Origin of the sequence: Chryseobacterium sp. G0201, assembly GCF_003815655.1 — a bacterium.
In the GTDB taxonomy this organism is placed as follows: Bacteria; Bacteroidota; Bacteroidia; order Flavobacteriales; family Weeksellaceae; genus Chryseobacterium.
Genome location: NZ_CP033917.1, coordinates 215,276 through 239,774, shown reverse-complemented (window position 1 = coordinate 239,774; position 24,499 = coordinate 215,276). Strand labels below are relative to the sequence as shown.

Here is a 24,499-nt window from a genome sequence, read left to right as displayed (position 1 = left end):
TCTTTAAAAATTAAAGCATCAATTTCAACATCCTCTTTGTCATTCCGTAGGAATCTCAATAGTTGAAAGGCTAATGCGAGTCTAGATTCCTACGGAATGACAAACTTTATGTGAAAAATAAATTAATAGTCTGTCATCAGTAACTTTTACACTAAACTTGTAAAATTCACAATTAACTAGCAAAGCTAAGTTGACAATTCACTTTTAATTATACTTAATTGCCTTAACCGGAGAAATTTTACTGATCAAATAACTAGGAATGATCAACGCCAACCCTGAAATGATCAAAATTCCAACTGAAATTGAAATAATCGCAATAGGGTTTAAATCTACAGGAACGGTACTCACGTAATAATTCTCTGGATTTAATTTAATTATTCCAAAAAACTTCTGTAATAAGATCAATCCAAGGCCAATAATGTTTCCACATAAAAGTCCGGGGATCATAATGATCAATGTATAATTAATGAAAGTTGCTCTGATCTGAGAATTACTTGCTCCTAAAGTTTTAAGTAAACCAATAGAATTTGTTCTTTCAATGATCAGAATTAAAAGTACCATGATGATATTGATGACAACAACGATCAGCATGATGATGATAATTAAAGCAATATTGGTGTCGAAAATACTGATCCAATCAGTAATTTGAGGGAATTTTTCAGTTGCTTTTTCTGCGTAGTTTTTATAACCGATCAATTTTTCGATTTCAGGAAAATCACTGTCGATGTCGTTTACATTTTTCAGGAAAATATCAATTCCACCAATTTCGTTAGGTTTCATATCCTGAATTTTTCTCACATGATTGATTCCGCCAATAACGAACTGTTCATCAATCATTTTGATATCGGTTTTATAAATTCCGACAACTTCAAATTTTCGGTAAATAGGCTTCTGATCTGCTTTTGAAAATATCGTAACAATGCTGTCTTTAACCTTTAAATGAAGATCATTTGCTATTTTTTGAGAAATAGTAACGCCATTATTGTATCCTACCTCTGTAATTTTTGGTGTTGTTCCTGCAACAAGGAATTTTTTAAACCTTAAACTATCAAAATCTTTTCCTACTCCTTTGAAGATAATTCCGGCAAAATTATGTTCGTTACGCATAATTCCTGTGGTCATTGCATATTTCTGAACTGTTTCTACATCGGGAAGTTCTTTTATTTTCGGAATATCCAGCCCCTGATTATCGAGAACAGAAGTATTGTAAGATGAGTTTGATCGTGTAGATTTTACGGTAATATGCCCGCTGAAATCTGCCAACCTCTCTTTAATAGCCTTTTTTGAGCCAAAACCTGTGGAAACCGTGATCAATGAAACGATAATTCCTAAAGCCACAGAAAGTCTGCCTATGAAGATGATAACTCTCGAAAGGTTATTTTTGTTATCTTTGGAAAACGCTATTTTTCTAGAGAAATATAAAGGAAATTTCAAGCTTATGAATTTAGATTTCAAAATTAAAAATTTACTTCTTATTTGCCTAATTTTTTTAGGTGTATTCAATCAATATTATTCTCAAGCTCAATATAAAGCCGATTTCAAAACCGGGGCAGATCAACCTGACCTGTATTTGCCATTATTAAAGGGTAAAACGATCGGTATAGTGACCAACCAAACAGGCTTGATGAGTGATAAAACTTATCTGGTAGATTTTTTGGTTAAAAATAATATTAAGATAAAATCCATCTTTGCTCCTGAACATGGCTTCAGAGGTGATGCTGATGCAGGAGAAAAAGTGAAGAATGGAGTAGACGTAAAAACGGGGATTCCCATCGTTTCTTTATATGCAAACAATAAAAAGCCAAAGCCTGAGCAATTGAAAGGACTTGATATTGTCATTTTTGATATTCAAGATGTTGGGGCAAGATTCTATACCTATATTTCTACTTTAACGTATTTGATGGAAGCCGGGGCTGAAAATAATGTTAAAATCATGGTTTTAGACAGACCAAATCCACATGACGGGTATACTGACGGACCTGTTTTAAAGAAAAAATGGTCCAGTTTTGTGGGAATGCATGAAATTCCTGTCGTTTATGGATTGACAATTGGTGAATACGGAAAAATGGTCAACGGAGAAAAGTGGCTGAAAAATGGAGTTCAGGCAAAATATACTTTGATCCCGATGAAGAATTATCATAAAAAACAGCGTTACCCAATTTTAGATAAACCATCCCCGAATTTACCGAACGATAAATCAATCAATTTATATCCAAGTTTATGTTTTTTTGAAGGCACTCAGGTTTCTGTAGGAAGAGGAACAGATTTGCCTTTTCAAATTTACGGTTCGCCATGGACAAAAGATCTGCCTTATCAGTTTACTCCAAAGCCAAACTTTGGTGCAAAAGATCCTTTCTTAAACGGTAAATTATGTTACGGTGAAAATCTTTCTAATTATCAGACAGATTTAAGAGAATTAAACCTTGAATGGGTGATTAAAGCCTATAAAAATTATAAAAATCCACAGCAGGATTTCTTCCTTAAAAATTTATGGTTTGATACTTTAGCAGGAACAGATGAATTGAGAAAACAAATTATTTCAGGAAAATCTATCAAAGAAATCAAAGCTTCATGGAAACCTGATTTAGATAAATTCGAGAAAATAAGAACGAAATATGTTGTTTACGAAAACTAATGGAAAAGTGAATGGTCAATAGTGAATTTGGCTACGCCAGTCAATTTTAAAATTCACAAGCATAAGCGAATTCACTATTGACAATTCACATTCTGACTAATCAAAATCCGGCGGCGGAGTTTTATCATCTTTCCCTTTATTCAAAATAAAAAGTCCGATTGTTAAACCAATAACGCCTGCAGCCGCGATCATTAAAGCACTTTGTAATTTGTCAGCCTGATTATTTCCAATAAAATTCATTAAAAAAAGAATGACAAAGGTGATCGCTGATATGATAATATGGTTTCTTCCGAAAAGTTTCATTGTATTATTTTAATTTATAAGAGATCATGATACCTCCTCTGTAAGGGATAAGTTCACCGCTTTTATTCCATTTTTGTTCACCGTCGTATCTTACAAAACTATCGGGCGGGACATTTTCGTATCCGTGATAGAAGCCTTGAGAAGTTCCTCCTCCCAAATAAACATCAATATTCCATCTTTCCTTCCATTGGAACTGATATCCGACCGTTGCACCAAGCATCAAGCTAAATCCACGTTGGAATTTTTCTGTCCCGCTATAATTCCATTTAGTAAGATCAAATACGCCGAATCCTCCATTTACTCCTAAATACCAGTGTTTGAAGGCTTCCTGAAAATAATATCTTCCTTCCAGATGCCCCATGTAGATTTGTGCATGTCTTCCTGCAAAAGATTTCCAGGGAGAAACAAAAACATCACCTTGTAAGGTGTATTTTTTACTTAATTGATATTCCAAGCCTACATTCAACATTCCGACAGGAAGAAATAAGGCGTTGCCTTTTACATATAAACTCTTTTCATTTTCCTGCTCTTGGGCGTTTAGATTTCCTAACAAAAATAGGGTTAAGAATCCTGTAAGAAATTTAATTTTCAACATTTGTTATTTTATTTGTTTTAATAACCCTTCTGCCAGAGTAGAATCTTTTTGTGACTGTGATGCTATATTTTTAGACATTTCAGCATAGGTTTTTGCCATCTCATTATTTCCTGTTAAGAAGTAAAGTCTTGCCAAAATATAGGTGTTTTCTGAAGTTTCACCTCTCATTACAGATTTTTCCGCCCATTCGAGAGCCTTCTTTAATGATGATGGTGTTTTTATATGTTCTGAGAAAACCCATGCTGCTTTTAATAACTCATTAGGTTCGAATGAATCTGCATTTTTATAATAGTCTAAAGCTGCTTTTTCGTATTCAGGGAAATTAGCATTCTGTTCGTAATAGGCTAATTTTGTTTGATTAAGTTTAACCTCTGCATCATATTTTCCAACTAAAGGTTCTGCCGTTTTCATGAAATATTCTTCATTGATCCTTTTGTTTTTATCATCGGTTGACTGTTCCACAACTTTTGATAGTATCAGTTGATTATCAAATTGTTTGTATGTTTCTTCGGGAAGAAATTTAATAATCTCAGCTTTTTTAGATACGAAAACTTTATAATTAGGCTCTTCGGTAGATTTTAAAAAGAATAATAAAAATCCGATGTCGTCTTTTGAAAGTTCATCTGTTTTCTTTTTAGTTTCAAAATATCTTTCAGAGGCTTTTTTAGCAAAATCAAAATCAGAGTTTGAATTTAATTTCATGATGTTGATCAAAAATTCCGGATCTTTTTCTCCTTTTGCAAAACGTTCTTTTAGAGAACCCTGCTTATTGTTTGGTGAATTTATTTCTTTAGCCATTGATAAGAAAAGACCTTCTTCCATATAGCCGAAATTTTGAGAAACCAATTCGCCGTCACCATTTAAAAACAGATAAGTAGGATAAGAACGAACGCCGTATTTTGCAGCAATCTCTCTTCCTTCACCTTTCTCCATATCAATTCGTGCATTCACAAAATTGGAGTTATAGTAATCTCCTACAGATTTTTGAGTGAATATATTTTTCTCCATCATTTTACAAGGACCGCACCAAGAAGCATAAGCATCAATAAAAACAATTTTTTTGTCTTTTTTTGCTTTAGCAATAAGATCTTTAAACGGTAAATCCTGAAACTGTATTGCCTCCTGAGCAAATGTAATGATGGCAGAGAATAAAAATAACCCAGAGATGATCTTCTTCATATTTAAAATAAAATTAAAAAAGCGAATATACTTATTTTCAACGTAAATGGAGGGTGAATAGTATTGAAAGTATGATTTGTTTTTATATATTAAAATGATAGCAGAGGTATAAAATATTATAAGATTTTAATAAAACATAAAAGAAGAATAGCTATTCTTCTTTTATTTACAATTATGATTAGGAAAAAAATTAATGCATTAAAATTTTTCTTCCATTAAGAGGTTGAATTGGTCTGTTGTTACTTTTAGGAAGAAACTTTGCAATTTCCTCAACTTCTTCTTCGGTCATTTTTATAGGTTCTTTAAAAACGATCCAGGTTACATTATCAGAACATGGAGGTGTAGTTAAAGACCCGTGGTAGGTATAAAAAGATTTGTTTTTCGGATACATTTTTTCAGGATTGAAGGGAATATCTGCGTCTTCTTTGCCATTTTTAGCAAGAGATTTAAATATCTTTAATTTTTCAAAATAAGAATTTTCTTCACCTTCTTTCACCATTACTCCAATGACTAAAACAGAACCATCGGCTGCTTTATGTACAAAATGAAGCTCCAAAGGATAACGAATTCCATCTATGGTATGCTCAGATTCTTCATGGGCATGAAACTGAATTAAAGAATATTCCTTCCCTGCATAATTAACAAAACTACCTTCCTTAAAGTCGAATTGTAGAGAATGACCGTTGTCTACAATGTCTTTTACATCTCCCTTGTCATAATGATAATTAAGGTTTTTAAGATTTTTATCTTTTGTGGCCTTCAATGTAAGAATATTAATGGGAGACTGAAATTTGCTCTGATTGCATTTTTCGTTACCTTCCAGTTCTCCCCAATGTTCGGGTGATTCTTTTCCGTCATAGCTCCAATGTTGTTGCGCGTTGACGAGCCCGAGCGAAAGAAAACAGACAGTAATAGTTAATTTTTTCATATGTGTGAATTTTAAAATGCAAATTTAAAACTTTAATAAATCTTAAAATATAAAATCCAATCGATTGTATATATTGAAAATTGGATATTCATATATAATTAAAAACCGCCTTTTAGAGAGGCGGTTTAAGGATTATGGAAAAAAAACTTTAAAGGAATTATTTTTTGATAACTTTTTTAATGATTGTCGGTGTATTTGCCTGGTCGATTTTCAGAAGATAAACTCCTTTCGTTAAACCTGAAATATCTATACTTGATTTATTTTCTGATGTTAAAATCAATTGCCCTGCTGTGCTGTAAATAGTTACTTTAAATTTAGAAGCATTTTTACCTAATTTGATATTGATCACATCTTGAGCCGGATTCGGGTAAATGCTGATGTCATCTTCTATAATACCAGGATCTGAAGTTCCTAATGTTGAGAAAGTGATCACATCTTTTAAGATTCCTAAAGAATTGGTTGTTAAATAAACTTCTGCGGTTGTAGCGTCTACAAAACGTACTGTACCATCTAAAACTGTTGTGTTGAAATAGTTTGAAGCCGTTTTTTCCTGCCAGTTTGTACCTCCGTTACTTGTATAAATTACTTTTGGAAGGGTATCTAAATAGGTATTTGTGATTCCTATAATCTGCCCGTTTTGCTTGGTGGAATGTTCTGCTTTATGAACCATTCCGTCATAGATTTTAGACCAAGTATTTCCTGCGTCAAGTGAAGTGTAGATACCATTTGAAGCAGCCATTGTATATTGATTGGTATTCAATGGATTTTGAACTAAACTTAATGCAATGTTAGGAAGGGTAAGATCTTGTAAACCGGTTGTGATTTCTGTCCACGAAGTTCCGCTGTTTGTTGTTTTAAATAATCTGTTACCAACAGTTACCAGTACTTCGTTAGAGTTATTTTGATTTACTTTAATCCCATAAATATAATCTTCGTCATAAGGTAACGTGATAATATCGTTGATAGGATTGGTTGTATTTGTAAAATTTGATTTTATCAAAGTTGCATTCACTCCATTGAATGTGGCGATCCAGGCAATACTAGCGTTTGACGGATCTGTTTCGGCAGCTGTAAAACCTGTATCGAAAGTATTGTAAAGTGGAGTTGCAGTCGCACCGTAATCATCACTTACATTAATATTGTTTCCCATAAAAGATGATTCATAGGTATAAACCCTTCCAGCGTGTTTTTTATCAACATAAATGAGCCCTATCTGTCCGCCCATTGGGCTTAAATTAAGAGGCATTACATTGATAGGTGTTTCCTGATTATTCGTAAGATTTTTTACGGTATAACCATATTGAACTCCATAAATAAGCTTGTCGGTTCCATTGTCATCTATTACATTTATTTTTCCCATTCCATTAAAAAAAGGATTTGGGATGGAAGTAAGTGTTACTCCTTTATCTGATGAAAATTTAGGAAAACGGTTGCTTGATATTAAAACATTATTTAAATTATTAGGATTAAATGCTGCATTGATTCCATAAAAATAAGATGTGCCATCATTCAGCCCGTCATGTGGAGTAGAGGTCCATGTACTTCCGTCATTGGTTGTTACTGCAACTCTGTCATCGGCTAAAACAACGACGTGGTTCGGATCGTAAGGATTAATTTCAATTTTCGGTACATTTTTTAGTCCTTGATTACTGGTAGACCATGTAATACCTGTTTGCTCTGTCCAGCTATTTCCTCCGTCTGTGGATTTGTATACTGCCTCATGCTGTGTTGGATAAGTCCAAAGTACGCCACTTCCTGCATAAATAATATTAGGATTGGTTGGGTTGATAGCGATTGATTGTAGGATAAGCCCGTTCAATGTTTCAGTCCAGTTAATTCCTCCGTCTGTTGATTTTAAAAATCCTCCATCTACATTCCCGGCACCTCCGTTCCGTACAATGTAGAGTTTTTGTGGATCAACGGGATCCATAACGGCATCATTTAAAATAACATTTTCATGATCTCCGCCATCATAAACTTTAGTCCATGTGGTTCCACCGTTTGTTGTTTTAAAGAATTTATTGTTGGTACCGTTTGTAAACATTGTGGCAGTATTCATATTTCCGTTATCAAGGATAGAATAATTGCTGATGCTTTCAACAGCTTCATTAGGAGGCATATTGTATTCTTTTACAATATTTAAAGATTGCAGATCTAATACAATCACCTTGTTAAAAGAGCTCCCAAGACCAAAATACTGGATGAAACTTAATGCCGTACCATTATTAGTAAGTTTCATTTGATAAATATTAGGTGAGTATGCGGGGTAAGGAAGTGTGTATAAAACATTCCAGCTTGAACCATTATTGTTGGAGACCATAATGTGCTTATCAATATACGTGGTTGCGTAAATTTTGTTGGGAACGGTTTTGTCATACACAAAATTTCGTAACTGTCCATATTCCGGATTTCCTGCAAAACTCACCTGAGCGAATGATAATTGCAGAATCAGAATAAAAAATAAAGTAAATACTGTTTTCTTCATAATACTGTTCTATTGATTAATAGATACAAATTTATTTTTTGAAGAAAGCTTTAAACTAAATCAGGAAGGAAATAGTAAGACTGAAAGGAGAAAAAACGTGACTTTTATATTTAAATACTTGATAAATAACTGTATAGGTCGTTTGAATTTGCCAGATTAAGCTTTTTTGAAACCCTTTCTTTTCTTTTTCTGCAGGCTTCGATGGTAATATTGAAGATAGAGGAGATCTCTTTCGTAGAAAGATTCATGTAAATATAACTGATATATCGGATATCATTCAATGTGAGGTCGGGATGTTTCTCTTTAAGGTTGTCGATGAACTTGCTGTTGATCTTTTCAAAATGTGTTAAAAAATCATCGTTAGTATCTTCTTTGGTTAAAATTAATTTTAACTGATCCAATTGCTGAGAAAGCTGATCATTTTTGATGATTTCAGGATTCTTTTTTAATTTAAGAATATATTCTTCTATTTTATCGTTTCTTTGAGCAATGTGGATGGCATTTGCAGCAAGTTTTCGGTTTCTGCTTTCCAGCTCATTTTTAAGTTTTTCTTTTTCTAAAAGAGCTTCGGTTTCCTTTTCTTTGATCTGCTGCTCAAGTAAAAGATTATCGTTTTCTTTATTTTTTAGTTCTAATGTGATAATCTGCTCGTTTCTTTCGGCAATTGTTCTTTTCTGTCGGTTTTTTAAATAAAGTGTTCTGAATAGCCAGCTTAATAAAGCTAAAATTGAAATACAGAATGCAGCAACGTAAAATTTTAATCTTTTTTCGCTTTTAAGTTCTTTTTGTGAGTCCTGAAGTTTCAGTTTAATCTCACTGTTTTGGTACATCGCTTGATTTTTGATAGCACTTAGCGAATCTTTTACAATAATTACTGAGTCTTTATATTGTAGAGCTTTGTTATAATCCCCAATACTGAAATAAAGGCTCGAAAACTGATTATAAATATCTTTTTCATTACTGTAGTTTTTATTCTCTTCTTGGGATTTTTTTGCATAATAAAGAGCTTTTTCATTTTGTTTCTGCCCCTGATAAGCCTTAGAAAGAATCAACAAAGCTGAAATTCTTTGATCTTTGGATTCTTTATCTTTTAGCTTATTTAATAAAGGTTCAATAATAATAAAAACGTTATTATATTCTTTTCTTTCTAGAAAATTCTTTGCTTCTGCTATATCCAGATCTGTAGTAAGCCTGGGGTTATTTTTTTTAGTTAAAGCAGCTCGGGCAATTTTTACATATTCTAAAGCGCGGTCTAGTTGATGGGTGATATTGTAAAGATCGGCTAAGTTGGCAGCATAGATGGAAATTCCAATATAATCCTTATTCGCTATAGCTAAATCGTAGGCTCTTTTCTGATGCTTTTCAGATTCCTTATATTTTCCTTGTTGTAAATAGACGAGTGCAACATTGTTCAATACCGCCATTTCACGGTCACTCTTCAGATGTTTAACAGCGATAGAGTAGGCTTCCAAATAATAATCTAAAGCAGTACTGTAATCAGACATTTGATAATAATTGGCTCCAATACAGTTGGTTGCAATAAATTGCTGTTCATACAGTTTATTTTGTTCTGCAATTTTTTTTGCTTCAGCGAATATTTCTAATGAAGTACTGTGATCTTTTTTATACAATACATCAATTCCTTTTTTGATCAAAGTATCGCAATATTCTCTAGAGCCATCTTTTTGGGCCATCATATTACCTGATGATAAAATAAACAAGAATAACAAGATAAAATATTTCATTGTATAAATAGATGCCTAAAAAGTACTTTAATTAATATATAAATCCCAATCTGCGATTAAAATTACATAAAAACTTGAAAACAAATCCTAATTTGGTACAGTTTAGAATCTTTAAATTTAAAATGAAAAATTTGGGCATAAAAAAACCACCTTGAGTAAGGTGGTTTGTGGTTTCTCCAGGAATCGAACCAGGGACACATGGATTTTCAATCCATTGCTCTACCAACTGAGCTAAGAAACCGTATGTTTTGGTTTGTTACTTCGTAATTCAAAGTGGGTGCAAAAATAATATTTTTTCTTATACCGTGCAAATTTTTTTTCGCTTTGGAATAAAAAACCGCCTTTCGCAAGGCGGTTTGTGGTTTCTCCAGGAATCGAACCAGGGACACATGGATTTTCAATCCATTGCTCTACCAACTGAGCTAAGAAACCGTATATTTTTGTTTGGCTTACTTCGTTGTTTTAAAGTGATGCAAAAGTAGTAAGTTTTCATATATGAAGCAAGTATTAACAGTACTTTTTTCTAATAAAAATAAAAACCTACTGATTCTCAGGAGAATTATTTTCCTGTTCCTTTCTTATTTGTTCACTCATTTCCTCTAATACAGGTTTTATCGTGCTTTCCGGAAGGTCGCTTATTCTGATATACATCAATCCGTCAATAGCATCATTGAAGTTTGGATCTACATTAAATGCAATAACTTTTGCATTTTGCTTAATATATTTTTTAATTAAAACAGGTAATCTCAATTCTGGTTCAAGGTCATCGATGATTTTATCTAATTTATTTAAATCAGATTCCATTTCTTCGAAGAATAAGTTTTTATCCCTTTCACGAAGTTTTACTTTATATTCGTTTCTAGGTGTAATGTATTGAGCTACTGCAGAGTCGTAATAATTCGAACGCATGAACTCGATCATTAATGACTTTGAAAACTCAGAAAATTTATTGGAAATACTCACACCTCCCATTAAGAATTTATGATCAGGATTTCTTAAGCAAACATGCACAATCCCTCTCCATAAAAGGAAAAGTGGAAGCGGTTTCTGCTGGTATTCCTGACAGATATAAGCTCTTCCCATCTCGATTACCTTTTTAAAGAAAGGATGGATGTCTTGTTCAAATTCAAATAAAGAACTGGTGTAAAAGCCTTTAATTCCTGATTTTTTCATCACTTCCTTACCTAAAGCCATTCTGTAGGCTCCAACAAGTTTTTCTTCTGCATTATCCCAAAGAAAAAGATGATGATAGTGTTTATCGTATTCATCAAGGTCAAAAGGCAGGTTGCTTCCTTCTCCCACAGCACGGAATGTAAGTTCTCTTTGGCGTCCGATTTCCCTCATTACAGAAGGAATTTCCTCATAAGCCGTGAAGTAGATCTCGTAATTACCATTGCTGAAAAGCATTTTATCAGTGCCTTTTAGCTTGCTGATATCATTAATGATGTCTTCTTTCGGAGTTTCATCAATGATGTTCTGCACAATATTTTCTTCTCTAAGCAAAGGAAATTTTACGTACAGATTTTGAAGATTAATAGCCTGAGCAAGAGATTTTCGCTTTTCGTAGTAAGATTTCATCATATAAACCTTACGCTTCAGGAATTCTCCCAATTCTTCCATGGTTTCCATTTCATCCATAGCCTTTACACCGATAGGTTTTCCAATTCTTATACGGATTGGCTTTTCCCTGTCGTTCATCATTTCTGCCGGAAGCATTAATGTCTGTAAATTTGGGTGAATTTTTGCCACCTGATAAAAAAGACGGCTGTTCTTTGCATGGAAATACATAGGAACTACCGGCACTTTTGCCATTTTTATAAGCTTAAGAGCCGGTTTTTCCCATTCTTTATCTAAAATTTCTCCGTAAGGATTGTTTTTATTTGAAACTTCTCCGGCAGGGAAAATCCCTACACAGCCTCCGTTTTGTAAATGCTTTAAAGTTTCGCGCATTCCGGACGAGCTGCTGTAAGCTCCTTTTCTGTTTTCAAAAGGGTTTACAGAAATTACATATGGTTCCATCGGTTTGATCTTTTCCAAAAGGAAATTTCCCATTACCTTGAAATCCGGGCGTACTTCTGATAAAATTTTGCACATTAAGATCCCGTCTATCGCACCCAGCGGATGATTGGAAACCAGAATAAACGGTCCCGTTTTGGGAATCTTAGCGAGATCTTCTTCAAAAGCGACATAGCTTAAGTTTCTTTCTCTCACAAATGAGTCGAAAAAGTCTTTACCTTCCTTATCTTTTAGTATATCGTATAGTCTATTTACTTCGTTTATTTTAGCAATGCTCATCACAGCAGATGCTATTGGATTCTTTAAAAATCCTATTTTACTTAAGCCGGAAGCTTGAATTAAATCGTTTTTCGAAATTAAACTCATGTGTGTTTAGTCGCAATTAGTTTTATTGTGTTACCATTTGAAGCGTATTCTTGGAAATCTGTTCCAATAATACACTTTTTTCTTGGTAAAATTTATCAATGTTCTCCATCTTCGCATTTCTCACGGTAAATAAAGATACATTTTTAACGACTTCAGTTTTAAAAATTTTCTGAAGTTCTTCATTAAGCTCGTTTATTTTGTCAAATTTATCTTCAAGACATAAAGCTAGTGAAATTGCAGAATTCTGCATCAAAGAAACTTTAATTTTATATTTTGCTAAAAAGCTAAAAACCAAACTCATGTGATCTTCCGCTACAAAAGAGAAGTCTCTGGTAGAGATTTTCAATAAAGTTTGATGTTCCTTTAATATATAAGATTCCTGAAATTCATTTTTATCTGAAGCACCTACTTTTGTTCCTTTTTTTGTAGGATCTACGAAAGATTTCACATAAAAAGGTATGTCTTTTTGTTGTAAAGGCTGTAAAGTTTTTGGGTGGATGATACTTGCTCCGTAGTACGCCATCTCGATTGCCTCTTCATACGATATATTAGAAAGAAGCGTAACATCCTTGAATTTTCTTGGATCTCCCGTCATTACTCCAGGAACGTCTTTCCAAATCGTCATTGCATCTGCATTTAAACAATAAGCAAAGATCGCCGCAGAATAATCTGAACCTTCTCTTCCTAAAGTTACCGTAAAATTATTATCATCAGATCCAATAAAACCTTGCGTTACATAGCAGATCTCCGGATTTAAAGTTGATATAAATTCTTCTGTTCTTTTCCAGTCTACATTTCCGTCTCTGTAAGAATTATCGGTTTTTATATAATCTCTGGCGTCTAACCATTGATTGGTAAATTGTATTTCATTTAAATATTCACTTACGATCTTAGTAGAGATCATTTCACCACAGCTTACAACCTGATCGTAAACAAAATTGTAATTAGGTGATTTATTTCTTCTTAAAAAAGAAACAATATCATCAAAAAACAAATTGATTTCTGCAAAAACAGCATGGTTTTCAGGAAATAAACCTTCCGCGATTTCCATGTGTTTTCGTTTTATCTTTTCAATCTCAGTTTGATAGTTATCCTTCTTGAAATAAAGTTCTACCACTTTTTCCAATTCATTAGTCGTTTTGCCCATTGCTGAAATTACCAGCAGACATTTGGCAAATCCTTGGCTTTCTAATACCAGGGACACATTCTTTACACTTTCAGCATCTTTTACCGATGCTCCACCAAACTTGAAAATTTTCATTAAATTGTTAAAAATAAAATTGTTAGATAAAATTTAATTGAGTTTTTTACGGAGGTCAAAATTATAAATTTACAACGAGATATGAAAGAGCCAGTGGTTTCGCAGTGCTTAAGATTTTATTAAAATCAAAAAAAAGGTCAAAATATTCAGATTGCTGTAATGAATTGGAGAAAATTTAATGATGAAAATTCATCTGTCTTGCCAAAATACTCTTGTATGTTGTTGATTAATAATTGATAAGGTCTTTTGTTAGAAAATTCTTTTTATTGTTATAAATTTTACGAAATTTGAGCAAAGCATAAAAAGTAAAACATGTCAGATCAACCATTACAAACTTTAGGCGAATTTCTTATTGATAAACAGGACGATTTCCAATATTCCACAGGTGAATTTTCACGTCTTCTGAGCGCGATAAGATTAGCTTCTAAAGTAGTAAACAGAGAAGTAAACAAAGCCGGAATCGCAGATATCATCGGAAAAGCGGGAAATGAAAATATTCAAGGGGAGGAGCAGCAAAAGCTTGACGTGATCGCTAATGAGATTTTTATTACGGCATTGTCTCAAAGAGAAGTGGTTTGCGGTATTGCTTCCGAAGAAAATGATGATTTTATTGATATTAAATGTGGTGAAAACGGACATTTAAGTAAATATGTTGTATTAATTGACCCTTTGGACGGTTCTTCAAATATTGACGTCAATGTTTCTGTTGGAACAATTTTCTCGATTTACAGAAGAGTTACCGAGCCAGGAACTCCGGTTCAATTGGAAGATTTCTTACAAAAAGGAGTGAATCAGATTGCTGCTGGATACGTTATTTACGGTTCTTCAACGATGATTGTTTACACAACAGGAAATGGCGTGAACGGATTCACATTAGATCCATCTTTAGGTACCTACTATCTTTCTCATCCAAATATGAAGTTTCCGACAACGGGTAAAATTTATTCTATCAATGAAGGAAATTATATAAAATTCCCTCAAGGAGTTAAAAATTATCTTAAATATTGTCAGATGGAAGAAGGCGATCGTCCTTATACCTCTAGATATATTGGTTCGCTAGTTGCTGATTTTCATAGAAATATGTTAAAAGGCGGAATTTATATTTATCCTTCATATTCTCAATCTCCAAACGGGAAATTGAGATTGTTATATGAATGTAATCCAATGGCTTTCCTGGCTGAACAAGCTGGTGGAAAGGCAACTGACGGTTTCAGAAGAATTTTGGAAATAGAACCGACAGAACTTCATCAAAGAATTCCGTTTTTCTGCGGAAGCGTCAATATGGTTGAAAAAGCAGAGGAATTTATGCGAATTGACAGTGTAAAATAAATGAAAGCAGAATATTTTAAATATTTATTAGAATTCAAGCGCCCGAGTGGAACATCTCGCGGCGTTTTGCATGAAAAGGAAACCTTTATTCTTGAAATTTCAGAAAATGAAAAAAAAGGAGTAGGAGAATGTGCAATTTTCAGAGGACTGAGTTTTGATGATAGACCTGATTATGAAGAAAAACTGAAATGGCTTTGTGAAAATATTCAAAAAGATTCTGAATTTTTAAAAGAAGAATTAAAAGAATTTCCATCAATTTGGTTTGGATACGAACAGGCTATTCTGAACTTAAAACATGGTGGAAATCTCTATTTCCCAAGTGAATTTACTGAAGGTAAAGCTTCAATTACCATCAATGGTTTAATTTGGATGGGAGATATTCATTATATGGAAGAACAGATTCAGGAAAAACTTGAAAAGGGTTTTCATTGTATTAAACTAAAAATTGGTGTCGATTGGAAATCCGAGCATGAAGTTCTTCAAAAATTAAGAGAAAAATTCTCTAAAGATAAATTGGAATTGCGTGTAGATGCAAACGGAGGTTTTAATAAAGAACAAGCAAAAGGTGTTTTACGGCAATTGGCAGATTTAGATATTCACTCAATTGAACAACCCATAAAAGCTGGAAAATGGAAGGATATGGCAGAATTATGTGCCGAAACTCCAACTCCGATTGCTTTAGATGAAGAATTAATTGGAATTACTGATTTTAATGAAAAGAACAAGCTTTTAGAAATCATAAAACCACAATATATTATTTTAAAACCAGCTTTGGTAGCAGGTTTTTCAGGTTCTAATGAATGGATCTCTCTTGCAGAAGAATTCAATATTGGTTGGTGGATTACGTCTGCTCTTGAAAGTAATGTGGGTCTGAATGCGATTGCACAGTATACTTTTTCGAAAAAAAATCCGATGCCTCAAGGTTTAGGCACCGGATCTTTGTTTGTTAATAATTTTAAATCCGATTTGGAACTCAGAAATGAGCTATTATGGTTCAAAATATAACTGAGAAAGACTTACTAACACGCTGGAGCAGGTGAATCTGGACATGTAGTATTACCACAGTAGTCGGGAGCCCATGATCTGCAACACATAGCAGTTGGATTCCAACTGTTGCATCCAAGAGGCGGTCTTCCTCCTTTGATTGTCTTTAATTTTTCTCTTTTGATTTTTTCTAGATTTTTCATAATTAATATTTTAATTTGATTAGTAATGTAAATATGGAATTCTTTTTTCTACTATACAATATATTTAACTTTAATTAACACACATTTTTGTGAATTAATATTGAAAACATAACAAAACCTTACAAAGTCTAAAAACCTTGTAAGTATATTAAAATGATGTGAAATTGATGAAGAAAAGTAATTTTACGGTCGGATAATCTGTGTGTTTTGGGTTAGTAATCAGATGATTAAATCACATCTTTTACGAAAATTGCTTTCTTAATATATTGCAATAAATAAGAAAACTTGCTTTTAACTTTTTTCATGATAAAAAAATTTAGTATTTCTCTGTTTAATGATTTTGCAATCTCTATGCCAATATGAGCGATTGTTTTATGCTTTAAAATAAGGTTTTGCGATATGCTTAATTTTAAAATATTATTGTGAAATAATTGTGAAAATATTTTCGTTATTCTTTAGTCTGTTGGTAATAAGATTCCTATCCATACCATATAAGTTTTGAAAAATATCATTTTGAACCTTTGAACTGGATAAGTATCCCCAATGATTTCCGATCTCATATTTCAGGCCACTCAACACATCATCTTCTACAAATGTACAGTCGATAACGGAAACAATATCTTTGAATTTTTGAATGTCACTCGGTCCATGCTTGCCTAATCTCGGTGTTAAAATATTTTTGGTAAACTGTGAAATTCCAAGAATGGTATCTTTTCTGTTTAAATAAATTGAAATTCGATTCGCCAATAAAGGTAGCTTGTTGAATGAGTCTTCCGAATCATCAAAAACTTTATAAGTCACATCAGAATTCAATAATAGAACTTGATCGATAACCCTCAAAATGTTTTCCTTTTTCAAACTGTACAACATACTTTGAAGCACTCGATTTCCCATGGAGTGTGCCATTAAATGAATCCTTTGGTTGCAGGGAACAAGATCACGGTTCGAAAAAATATCTTTTAAAAACTGAGTGTAAAAATAAAAAAGTCTCATCAAAGATGCTCCGGAATTGATGCTCGAAGCTTTATCATCAAAATAAGTCAACGGAACAATACTGCTTGAAGCCGGCCAGCTTACGAACAAAATATGCTCTATTGGCGATGCCGGATTATCAATAAATAATTTTTTAAGATCAATGATAGCCTTCAATTCATCATCAAAATCATAAGCGTAGCCATGAATAAATATCAAAACATCGCTTCTATCCTTTGTGGAAGACATATCTTTATACAATTCATAAAACATTTTTTGGCTTCCACCGAGATTGTTAGCCGTTAGAGTTGATTTTTTAACCCCTTTTTCATTGAGTAAAACATCCAAAACATCCTGATAACCTTGTTTTTCAGGCTCAGAAAAGAGTTTATAGTTGAGAATATTTTGGTTAGTATAGTCTTTCTTCTTTTTAACTGCAGAAGTTGGTTCTTTAAAGTTTTCAAAATCACATTTTGCTATTCTGAAATTAGGAATAGAGTATTCATCATTAGAAAATGAATCTGCTTTTTCACCTTTATGGCGAACGATTTTTCGATTGCTTAGAATATAAACAGCCATGTTGTTATTATTTGAGAACGGTTTTTTAGTTAATTTCTAAGTTAAATAAAAATATTGAATTATTAACAATTATAGTTTTAAATTATAATTTCCGTAAACCCTTTAAATTTCCTAAATTTGCAAATTGTTGTATAATGCGACATTTAAAGCGAATTTTAATGGAAGAAGAAAAAAAATCTCTCAATTTTATTGAGCAAATTATAGAAGATGATTTGGCAAACGGTCTTAAAAATGATCAGATCCGTTTCCGTTTTCCACCTGAGCCAAACGGTTATCTGCATGTAGGTCACACAAAAGCGATCTGCATCAACTTCGGTTTGGGTGAAAAATACAATGCTCCCGTAAACCTTCGTTTCGACGATACGAATCCTGAAAAAGAAGAACAGGAATTCGTAGATTCTATCATGAAAGACGTTGAATGGTTAGGTTTCAAATGGGATAAAGTTTTGTATGCATCAGACTACTTCCAGCAGCTTTATGATTGGGCCGTTCAGTTGATTAAAGATGAAAAAGCTTATGTTGATGAGCAGCCATCTCAAACGATTACAGAACAAAGAAAAAATCCTACAGAACCGGGAGTTGAATCTCCGTTCAGAAATCGTCCTGTTGAAGAATCTTTAGATTTGTTCGAAAGGATGAAAAATGGTGAATTTGAAGAAGGTTCAATGTCTCTTCGTGCAAAAATTGACATGGTTTCGCCTAACATGAATATGCGTGATCCTGTTATGTACAGAATTTTGAAAAGACCTCACCACAGAACAGGAACAGATTGGAAAATTTATCCAATGTACGACTGGGCTCATGGTGAATCTGATTATTTAGAGCAAGTTTCGCATTCATTATGTTCTTTAGAATTTGAAAATCACAGACCGCTTTACAATTGGTATTTGGAGCAGGTTTATGACGAATCTAAAGTAGCGCCTAAGCAAAGAGAATTTGCAAGGATGAATGTTTCTTATATGATTACTTCCAAGAGGAAACTACAGAGGCTGATCGCTGAAAATGTAGTTAATGGATGGGACGATCCAAGGATGCCTACAATTTCCGGAATGAGGAGAAAAGGTTTTACACCTGCGTCTATCAGAAATTTTATTGATAAAGTAGGAGTTGCAAAAAGGGAAAACTTAATTGAAATTCAATTATTGGATTTCTGTGTCCGTGAAGATCTTAATAAAGTAGCTAAACGTGTGATGGCAGTGGTAGATCCGGTCAAATTGGTGATCGAGAACTATCCTGAAGGAAATGAAGAGTGGTTAGAAACTGAAAATAATCCTGAGCAGGAAAATGCCGGAACAAGGCAAGTTCCTTTCTCAAGAGAATTATATATTGAGCGTGAAGACTTTAAAGAAGAAGCTAATAATAAATTCTTCAGGTTGAAATTAGGCGGAGAAGTTCGTTTAAAATCTGCTTACATCATCAAAGCTGAAAGAGTGGAGAAAGATGAAAACGGAGAAATTACAACCATTTACGCTTCTTATGACGAAAAATCTAAGTCTGGAAGCGGCACAGAAGAAAGTTTAAGAAAAGTAAAAGGTACTTTACATTGGGTATCTGCAAAACATGCGCTTCCTGTAGATGTAAGAATTTATAATAACTTATTCACTGTGGAACAGCCTGATGCTGAGAAAGATGTAGATTTCTTGAATTTTATTAATCCAGAATCTGTTTCTATCGTTAAAGCTTTTGCTGAACCAAGTTTAAAGGATGTCGCTGTTGGAGAACCTCTTCAGTTCCAGAGAATTGGATATTTTACGAAAGATCAGGATTCTACGGATACTACGTTGGTATTCAACCGTACTGTAACATTAAAAGACTCTTATAAGCCAGAGTAAAAATTTATTTATATCATTATAAATGAAACAGGGCTTAATTTTTTAAGTCCTGTTTTTTTGTGTCATTGCGAGGAGTGAAGCGACGAAGCAATCTCAAGAATATTAAAATTTAAGAGTTCCGAAGGGGCAATTTAACAAAGGGTAGGATAAAATCCTATCAAAAAATATTTAAAATTTAGAAATTGTGAAATTAATAAACATATATACAAATTCATTTAAAGGACTTTCTCAGGAAAGTTGGATGTTGGCATTGGTAATGCTTATCAACCGTGCAGGTTCTATGGTACTCCCGTTTTTAGGGGTATACATGACCGATCATTTACATTTCAGTATTGAAAATACAGGAGTTGTTTTGAGTTTTTTCGGAATTGGTTCTGTATTGGGCTCTTGGCTTGGGGGAATGATCACTGATAAAATTGGAGAATACAAAGTACAATATCTAAGTTTGCTTCTTAGTGTACCCTTATTTTGTTTAATTCCGATCTTTAATACAGAAGTTGGGGTGGCGGGAATTATTTTAGCACAAAGTATTGTGAGCGAGACATTTCGACCTGCCAACTCGGTAGCGATCACGAAATATGCAAAGCCTGAAAATATTACAAGAGCATTTTCACTAAACCGTATGGCTGTGAATTTAGGATTCTCAATTGGTCCTGCTTTAGGTGGAATTTTATCTGCTATTTCTTATGAATTTTTATTTTTCAGTAATGCTTTTGCAGCATTTTCAGCCGGATTAATGTATATCTGGTTCTTTGGAAAAAGAAATAAATTAGCGAAAATAAAAGCTAAAAAAGTAAAAGAAGCAATTGTTATTAAAAAAGAAAATTCTCCCTATAAAGATGGTAAATTCTTGATTTACTGTTTCTTTTGTATGCTGTTTTCAGTATGCTTTTTCCAGCTATTCAGTACGTTGACGATCTTTTATAAAGATACTGCGCATTTAAGCCAACAAAGTATAGGATATATTTTAGGGTATAGCGGATTCTTAATTGTTTTGCTTGAAATGGGATTTGTACAAATCGCAGAAAAGTACTTTAGTCTGGCGGTGACAATGCTTTTAGGAACTCTTATTTGTGGATTTTCTTATGCTATGATGGCTTTTGACTATAGTGTAATAGCGTTGGTTATTTCAATGACATTACTTTGCATTGGTGAAATCTGGACGTTACCTTTTATGTCTACAATTACAGCAATGCGTTCAGGAAAAAATAATAAAGGTGCTTACATGGGATTGAATGGAATTTCATTTTCCATAGCATTTATCATTACACCGTACATCGGAACGATGCTTGCTCAAAAATTTGGATTTAATGCCTTATGGATAGGAACCGGAGTTTTAGCAACGCTTATTGCCATTGGTTTTTACTTCATTGTTCCATGGATGATTGGTAATAAAAAGCAAGAAGATTGATCGTTTTATTGGAGTGAATACTTAGATGTTTTTCACTAAAAGAAAAAATCTGGAAAGGAAATTTTTTGCGAAGAATGAAATCCGTTCGTGCAAGTAATGCGAGTTGTAGTCAGAACTTTGGCTTGAATAAGAAACAATTCAGAAACCTATTTTACAATGTGCTATCAAAAGTGAATTTTATTTTCGCAGTTAAGTCGATTATGTAAATAATGTTTAGATATTAATGATTTATTAATTTTTCGGTTTTATATTTTGTTTATCATTATTTTATTGTTAAATAATTAAGTAATTATTTTTTTTATTATTTTTATAAAAACTTATAACTTCGAAAATGAAAAATTATTCTGTTGAACTTAATCCCGAAAAGATAGGTATTAATTTACTTATTGATGATTTGCCGCATGATACATCTAATTTAGAATGGTGGTATTTTCATGCACATGTTGAAGATGATGCAGGAAAAACTTTTGCGTTTTTTTGTTCATTTTTTAGAATTGCTAGAGATTTTAATGTATTTCCTTTTGAGTTTACTCATTCGCTTACCTGGTCTTTGGTTGATATAGAAGATCAAAAATACCATAGCGAGACCAGCCATGACGATAAGATCTTTTCTAAAATTAGTGATGATTTAAAAGAAAAGAAAGAGTTGAAACCAATTGATAATGCCTTTAAAGAGATTATTGACAAAGGAAATTTTCCGGCTCCAGATTTTCTTATGAAAAAAAGTGTTGTTACTTCTAACAATGAATTAAAATTAGATTATGATCTAGGCCATCTTGAAAAAGATGAGAAAGGGAACTATTTTGTTAAAATTGGTAATCAGTTAGGAAATAGTAATGTTAATTTTTCCTTTAACCCTCTTAAAAATCCTGTTTATCATGGTGAAAACGGACTGGTAAAATCATCAATGAATGCAGCCAACGATATGCATTATTATTTTATTCCGGAAAATGCTGTAGAAGGTAATATTACTCTTAACAATAAAACTTTTCGGATAAAAGGTTCAGGATGGTATGATCATGAGTTTAGCGAATCGTACAACCCTGCTCAAAAAGTGGAGCAAAATACTTCAAAACATTGGATGTGGTTTGCAATACAATTTGATAATCATTGTCAGCTTACTTTTTATTCCCTTACTGACAAAAATACAACGCAATCAGATAGACTTACTGTTTGGATTGATGAAAAAGGAGAGTCTTTTACGCTTAAAGATGACAACATTATTATTGAAGAAATTGACTATTATATAAGTAAAAAGACCTGCGCAAAATATCCTGTGGAATGGCAAGTGAAAATTCCAGCATGGAATCTTGATTTTAACGTAAAGGCAGAATTTTCAGATCAGGAAGTTATGACGTTCTTATCTGCTCCGGGGTTTTGGGAAGGACGTGCAAGGGTTTCCGGTACATTAGAAAATGAAAAAATTACAGGAAATGCTTTCGTAGAAATCACAACAGATAAAGGATGGAATAATATTAATGATCTTTTGGATCAGGCAGCAGAAGAGGTATTGGATATTATTCATGAAGTGGTACCATATGCCCATGAAAAAGAAAAGATTGAGAAATTGATGAAAGATTATTATTCATCATACCTGAATGCTGTACCGTCCGAGGTACTTCACGAGGCCTTAATAAAACCTTTGCTTGAAATGCTTGACAGAAAAGGAAAAGGATGGCGTTCTCATTTATTACGTTTGTTGGTAGGTCTTTGTGAAGGTAATATTTCTCAATACGATCCTTTTGTTGCACTTTTTCAATTAATCCATTGTAGTTCACTTATTATTGATGATGTTCAGGATCAATCGCCATTGCGAAGAGGTGATGCAAGCTGCCACGTCATTTATGGAATCCCTGCAGCAATAAATTCCGGTACTTTCGGATATTTTGTAGGCGAAATATTGATTCGTAATATGACGCATTTATCTGATTCTAGAATGAAAAAAATATACGAATCATATTTTGATACGATGAGACTTTGTCATGCCGGGCAGGCTTTAGATATCAGAACTTTTACAGATTTACTTCCTCAGGCTTTTGAAACGGGTGATACCTATTCAATATCTGAAAGCATGAGAGAAATCCATATACTTAAGACAGGTGTTCCCATTAAAATGATGGCAAATATCATAACTATATTAGAAGATCTGAGCATAGAAAAGCATAAAGCAATTTGTGATTATGGTGAAGCTTTTGGGCTTGCTTATCAAATAATTGATGATGTGAGGGATCTGAACGGCGGTTTTAAGGGAAGTAAGGTAGAATTGGAAGATATCCGCGAAGGGAAAGTGACATTACCTTTGATAAAAGCGATTGAGCTTTCCCAACCGGAAATTCGTCTGAAAATGAAAAATCTTTGGAGTAAACCCAATAAATCTTCACAGGATATTCAGGATATTGCAGATTGGATTATTGGTTCAGGTGCACTTACGGAATGTCGAAAAGATGCTATTAGTCTTATCGACGAAAAGTGGATCGAGATTGATAAAATATTTTCTGATTCCCACTATAAGCTTATGATTCGGGCTATGAGTAATTATTTTTTAAATTTATATTAATCTTAAATAGTATAAAGTATCATTCCGTACAAAGTCATTGTTTTGTATGGAATTTTTTTTTGTCAGCTTTTTAGCTGTTTATTTTTAAGAGAAATATTTTTTATAATCATTTCTGCATGAATTCTTGAATTTTCTATAAACCAAAGATGGGTATCTTTTCCACCGCAAACAACGCCTGCCAGATAAAGATTTTCAACGTTGGTTTCCATTGTTTCAGCATTATAAAGTGGATTTAAACATTCTCCTTGAAGATCAATTCCTGAATTTTTCAAAAAATCAAAATCTGGAAGATAACCTGTCATTGCTAATACAAAATCATTTTCAATTTCATGAATTTGTCCGTTCTCATCTTTAAAAATAACAGACTTTACCTTTATTTCAAGGATCTCAGAATTAAAATGAGCCTTAATATTACCTTCAGCAATTCTATTTTCAATATCAGGTTTTACCCAATATTTTACATTTTTTGATATTTCAGAATGACGAACGATCATTGTGACTTCAGCTCCTTTTCTATAGGTTTCCAAAGCTGCATCTACAGACGAATTGCTTGAACCTACAACCACAATTTTCTGCTTTGCGTATGGATAAGGTTCAGTATAATAATGTTTAACTTTTGGAAGATTTTCTCCGGGAATATTCATCAGGTTTGGAATGTCATAGAACCCTGTCGAGATAATTACATTTTTTGCGAAATATTTTCCTTTAGAAGTTTCAACTTCAAAAATGCCATCATTTTTAGATACATTCAAAACTCTTTCATACAGATTAATGTTAATATTTTTCTGTCTTGCAATTCCCTGATAATATTCCAAAGCGTCCTGTCTTCCTGGTTTTGGAGCTGTTGTGATGAATGGAATTTCGTCAATTTCTAATTTTTCAGCAGTAGAAAAAAATCGCATGTATAAAGGATAATTATATAAAGAATTTACAATGGTTCCTTTTTCTATAATTAAATAATTCAGGTTATTTTTTTTAGCTTCAAGAGCGCAATTAAGCCCGATGGGACCGGCTCCAACAATAAGAATGTCTAAAATTTCCATACAGCAAATGTACGAAAAAGCGGTAAGCAGAAAATTTTAAGTCTTAAGCTAAAAACTATATTCATAATAATTAAAG

At 33.1% G+C, this 24,499-nt stretch carries 18 protein-coding genes and 2 tRNA genes; 6 read left to right on the top strand and 14 right to left on the bottom strand.

What is annotated here, in order from left to right; all coding sequences use genetic code 11:
* Positions 1–204: 204 nt before the first annotated feature.
* On the bottom strand, positions 205–1,434 hold the full coding sequence (locus EG348_RS01005) for an ABC transporter permease (protein ID WP_123979850.1): 1,230 nt from the start codon (positions 1,432–1,434) through the stop codon (positions 205–207).
* A 4-nt stretch (positions 1,435–1,438) separates the two neighbouring features.
* Here EG348_RS01005 and EG348_RS01000 point away from each other — a divergent pair, with 4 nt between their 5' ends.
* The gene (locus EG348_RS01000) at positions 1,439–2,635 is read left to right on the top strand and encodes an exo-beta-N-acetylmuramidase NamZ domain-containing protein (protein ID WP_123979848.1); all 1,197 of its coding nucleotides are present in this window, start codon (positions 1,439–1,441) and stop codon (positions 2,633–2,635) included.
* Between the two features lie 96 nt (positions 2,636–2,731).
* Here the strand turns inward: EG348_RS01000 and EG348_RS00995 are convergent, their stop codons facing one another.
* The 10 genes from EG348_RS00995 to EG348_RS00950 all read right to left on the bottom strand — a co-directional run bounded on the left by EG348_RS00995 (position 2,732) and on the right by EG348_RS00950 (position 13,513).
* Complete coding sequence (locus EG348_RS00995; protein ID WP_123979846.1) at positions 2,732–2,938, bottom strand: hypothetical protein; 207 nt, start codon at positions 2,936–2,938, stop codon at positions 2,732–2,734.
* Positions 2,939–2,942: 4 nt separating this feature from the next.
* Positions 2,943–3,533 carry a DUF3575 domain-containing protein gene (locus EG348_RS00990; protein WP_123979844.1) on the bottom strand — a complete coding sequence of 197 codons (591 nt, stop codon included), beginning with the start codon at positions 3,531–3,533 and terminating at the stop codon, positions 2,943–2,945.
* Between the two features lie 3 nt (positions 3,534–3,536).
* Positions 3,537–4,712, bottom strand: a complete 1,176-nt coding sequence (locus EG348_RS00985; protein ID WP_123979842.1) for a thioredoxin family protein — start codon at positions 4,710–4,712, stop codon at positions 3,537–3,539.
* A 190-nt stretch (positions 4,713–4,902) separates the two neighbouring features.
* Positions 4,903–5,640, bottom strand: coding sequence for a carbonic anhydrase (locus EG348_RS00980; RefSeq protein WP_123979840.1), 738 nt, complete (start codon positions 5,638–5,640; stop codon positions 4,903–4,905).
* Between the two features lie 157 nt (positions 5,641–5,797).
* Positions 5,798–8,125: a T9SS type A sorting domain-containing protein gene (locus tag EG348_RS00975; RefSeq protein ID WP_123979838.1), complete on the bottom strand. Its 2,328-nt coding sequence runs from the start codon at positions 8,123–8,125 to the stop codon at positions 5,798–5,800.
* A gap of 110 nt (positions 8,126–8,235) precedes the next feature.
* On the bottom strand, positions 8,236–9,870 hold the full coding sequence (locus EG348_RS00970; protein ID WP_123979836.1) for a tetratricopeptide repeat protein: 1,635 nt from the start codon (positions 9,868–9,870) through the stop codon (positions 8,236–8,238).
* 168 nt (positions 9,871–10,038) lie between these two features.
* Positions 10,039–10,111: transfer RNA gene (locus EG348_RS00965), tRNA-Phe, on the bottom strand.
* 118 nt (positions 10,112–10,229) lie between these two features.
* Positions 10,230–10,302: transfer RNA gene (locus EG348_RS00960), tRNA-Phe, on the bottom strand.
* Between the two features lie 108 nt (positions 10,303–10,410).
* Positions 10,411–12,252 (bottom strand): lysophospholipid acyltransferase family protein, encoded by a 1,842-nt coding sequence (locus tag EG348_RS00955; protein ID WP_123979834.1) that lies wholly within the window; start codon positions 12,250–12,252, stop codon positions 10,411–10,413.
* Between the two features lie 22 nt (positions 12,253–12,274).
* Positions 12,275–13,513: an aspartate kinase gene (locus EG348_RS00950; RefSeq protein ID WP_123979832.1), complete on the bottom strand. Its 1,239-nt coding sequence runs from the start codon at positions 13,511–13,513 to the stop codon at positions 12,275–12,277.
* A 312-nt stretch (positions 13,514–13,825) separates the two neighbouring features.
* Here EG348_RS00950 and fbp point away from each other — a divergent pair, with 312 nt between their 5' ends.
* Both fbp and EG348_RS00940 read left to right on the top strand, forming a co-directional pair.
* A complete protein-coding gene (gene fbp / locus EG348_RS00945) occupies positions 13,826–14,842 on the top strand; it encodes a class 1 fructose-bisphosphatase (protein WP_123979830.1) in 1,017 nt (338 codons plus the stop codon).
* Positions 14,843–15,847 (top strand): o-succinylbenzoate synthase, encoded by a 1,005-nt coding sequence (locus tag EG348_RS00940; RefSeq protein ID WP_123979828.1) that lies wholly within the window; start codon positions 14,843–14,845, stop codon positions 15,845–15,847.
* 14 nt (positions 15,848–15,861) lie between these two features.
* On the opposite strand, the gene EG348_RS22050 is transcribed toward EG348_RS00940, so the two are convergent.
* On the bottom strand, positions 15,862–16,029 hold the full coding sequence (locus EG348_RS22050; protein WP_410494134.1) for a bacteriocin-like protein: 168 nt from the start codon (positions 16,027–16,029) through the stop codon (positions 15,862–15,864).
* A gap of 417 nt (positions 16,030–16,446) precedes the next feature.
* Positions 16,447–17,580, bottom strand: a complete 1,134-nt coding sequence (locus EG348_RS00935; protein WP_123979826.1) for an alpha/beta hydrolase — start codon at positions 17,578–17,580, stop codon at positions 16,447–16,449.
* Positions 17,581–17,738: 158 nt separating this feature from the next.
* On the opposite strand from EG348_RS00935, the gene EG348_RS00930 reads away from it, so the two are divergent.
* The 3 genes from EG348_RS00930 to EG348_RS00920 all read left to right on the top strand — a co-directional run bounded on the left by EG348_RS00930 (position 17,739) and on the right by EG348_RS00920 (position 23,380).
* The gene (locus tag EG348_RS00930) at positions 17,739–19,412 is read left to right on the top strand and encodes a glutamine--tRNA ligase/YqeY domain fusion protein (RefSeq protein WP_123979824.1); all 1,674 of its coding nucleotides are present in this window, start codon (positions 17,739–17,741) and stop codon (positions 19,410–19,412) included.
* Between the two features lie 241 nt (positions 19,413–19,653).
* Positions 19,654–20,823 (top strand): MFS transporter, encoded by a 1,170-nt coding sequence (locus tag EG348_RS00925; RefSeq protein ID WP_123984989.1) that lies wholly within the window; start codon positions 19,654–19,656, stop codon positions 20,821–20,823.
* A 331-nt stretch (positions 20,824–21,154) separates the two neighbouring features.
* On the top strand, positions 21,155–23,380 hold the full coding sequence (locus EG348_RS00920) for a polyprenyl synthetase family protein (RefSeq protein WP_123979822.1): 2,226 nt from the start codon (positions 21,155–21,157) through the stop codon (positions 23,378–23,380).
* A 62-nt stretch (positions 23,381–23,442) separates the two neighbouring features.
* Here EG348_RS00920 and EG348_RS00915 read toward each other — a convergent pair whose 3' ends face one another.
* Complete coding sequence (locus tag EG348_RS00915; RefSeq protein ID WP_123979820.1) at positions 23,443–24,423, bottom strand: YpdA family putative bacillithiol disulfide reductase; 981 nt, start codon at positions 24,421–24,423, stop codon at positions 23,443–23,445.
* Positions 24,424–24,499: the final 76 nt, after the last annotated feature.

What these genes read in the sequence shown, in the direction of transcription:
- EG348_RS01000 (WP_123979848.1), top strand. Translation starts at nt 1,439, where the DNA reads ATGAATTTAGATTTCAAAATTAAAAATTTACTTCTTATTTGCCTAATT.
- EG348_RS00995 (WP_123979846.1), bottom strand. Translation starts at nt 2,938, where the DNA reads ATGAAACTTTTCGGAAGAAACCATATTATCATATCAGCGATCACCTTT.
- EG348_RS00990 (WP_123979844.1), bottom strand. Translation starts at nt 3,533, where the DNA reads ATGTTGAAAATTAAATTTCTTACAGGATTCTTAACCCTATTTTTGTTA.
- EG348_RS00985 (WP_123979842.1), bottom strand. Translation starts at nt 4,712, where the DNA reads ATGAAGAAGATCATCTCTGGGTTATTTTTATTCTCTGCCATCATTACA.
- EG348_RS00980 (WP_123979840.1), bottom strand. Translation starts at nt 5,640, where the DNA reads ATGAAAAAATTAACTATTACTGTCTGTTTTCTTTCGCTCGGGCTCGTC.
- EG348_RS00975 (WP_123979838.1), bottom strand. Translation starts at nt 8,125, where the DNA reads ATGAAGAAAACAGTATTTACTTTATTTTTTATTCTGATTCTGCAATTA.
- EG348_RS00970 (WP_123979836.1), bottom strand. Translation starts at nt 9,870, where the DNA reads ATGAAATATTTTATCTTGTTATTCTTGTTTATTTTATCATCAGGTAAT.
- EG348_RS00955 (WP_123979834.1), bottom strand. Translation starts at nt 12,252, where the DNA reads ATGAGTTTAATTTCGAAAAACGATTTAATTCAAGCTTCCGGCTTAAGT.
- EG348_RS00950 (WP_123979832.1), bottom strand. Translation starts at nt 13,513, where the DNA reads ATGAAAATTTTCAAGTTTGGTGGAGCATCGGTAAAAGATGCTGAAAGT.
- fbp (WP_123979830.1), top strand. Translation starts at nt 13,826, where the DNA reads ATGTCAGATCAACCATTACAAACTTTAGGCGAATTTCTTATTGATAAA.
- EG348_RS00940 (WP_123979828.1), top strand. Translation starts at nt 14,843, where the DNA reads ATGAAAGCAGAATATTTTAAATATTTATTAGAATTCAAGCGCCCGAGT.
- EG348_RS22050 (WP_410494134.1), bottom strand. Translation starts at nt 16,029, where the DNA reads ATGAAAAATCTAGAAAAAATCAAAAGAGAAAAATTAAAGACAATCAAA.
- EG348_RS00935 (WP_123979826.1), bottom strand. Translation starts at nt 17,580, where the DNA reads ATGGCTGTTTATATTCTAAGCAATCGAAAAATCGTTCGCCATAAAGGT.
- EG348_RS00930 (WP_123979824.1), top strand. Translation starts at nt 17,739, where the DNA reads ATGGAAGAAGAAAAAAAATCTCTCAATTTTATTGAGCAAATTATAGAA.
- EG348_RS00925 (WP_123984989.1), top strand. Translation starts at nt 19,654, where the DNA reads ATGTTGGCATTGGTAATGCTTATCAACCGTGCAGGTTCTATGGTACTC.
- EG348_RS00920 (WP_123979822.1), top strand. Translation starts at nt 21,155, where the DNA reads ATGAAAAATTATTCTGTTGAACTTAATCCCGAAAAGATAGGTATTAAT.
- EG348_RS00915 (WP_123979820.1), bottom strand. Translation starts at nt 24,423, where the DNA reads ATGGAAATTTTAGACATTCTTATTGTTGGAGCCGGTCCCATCGGGCTT.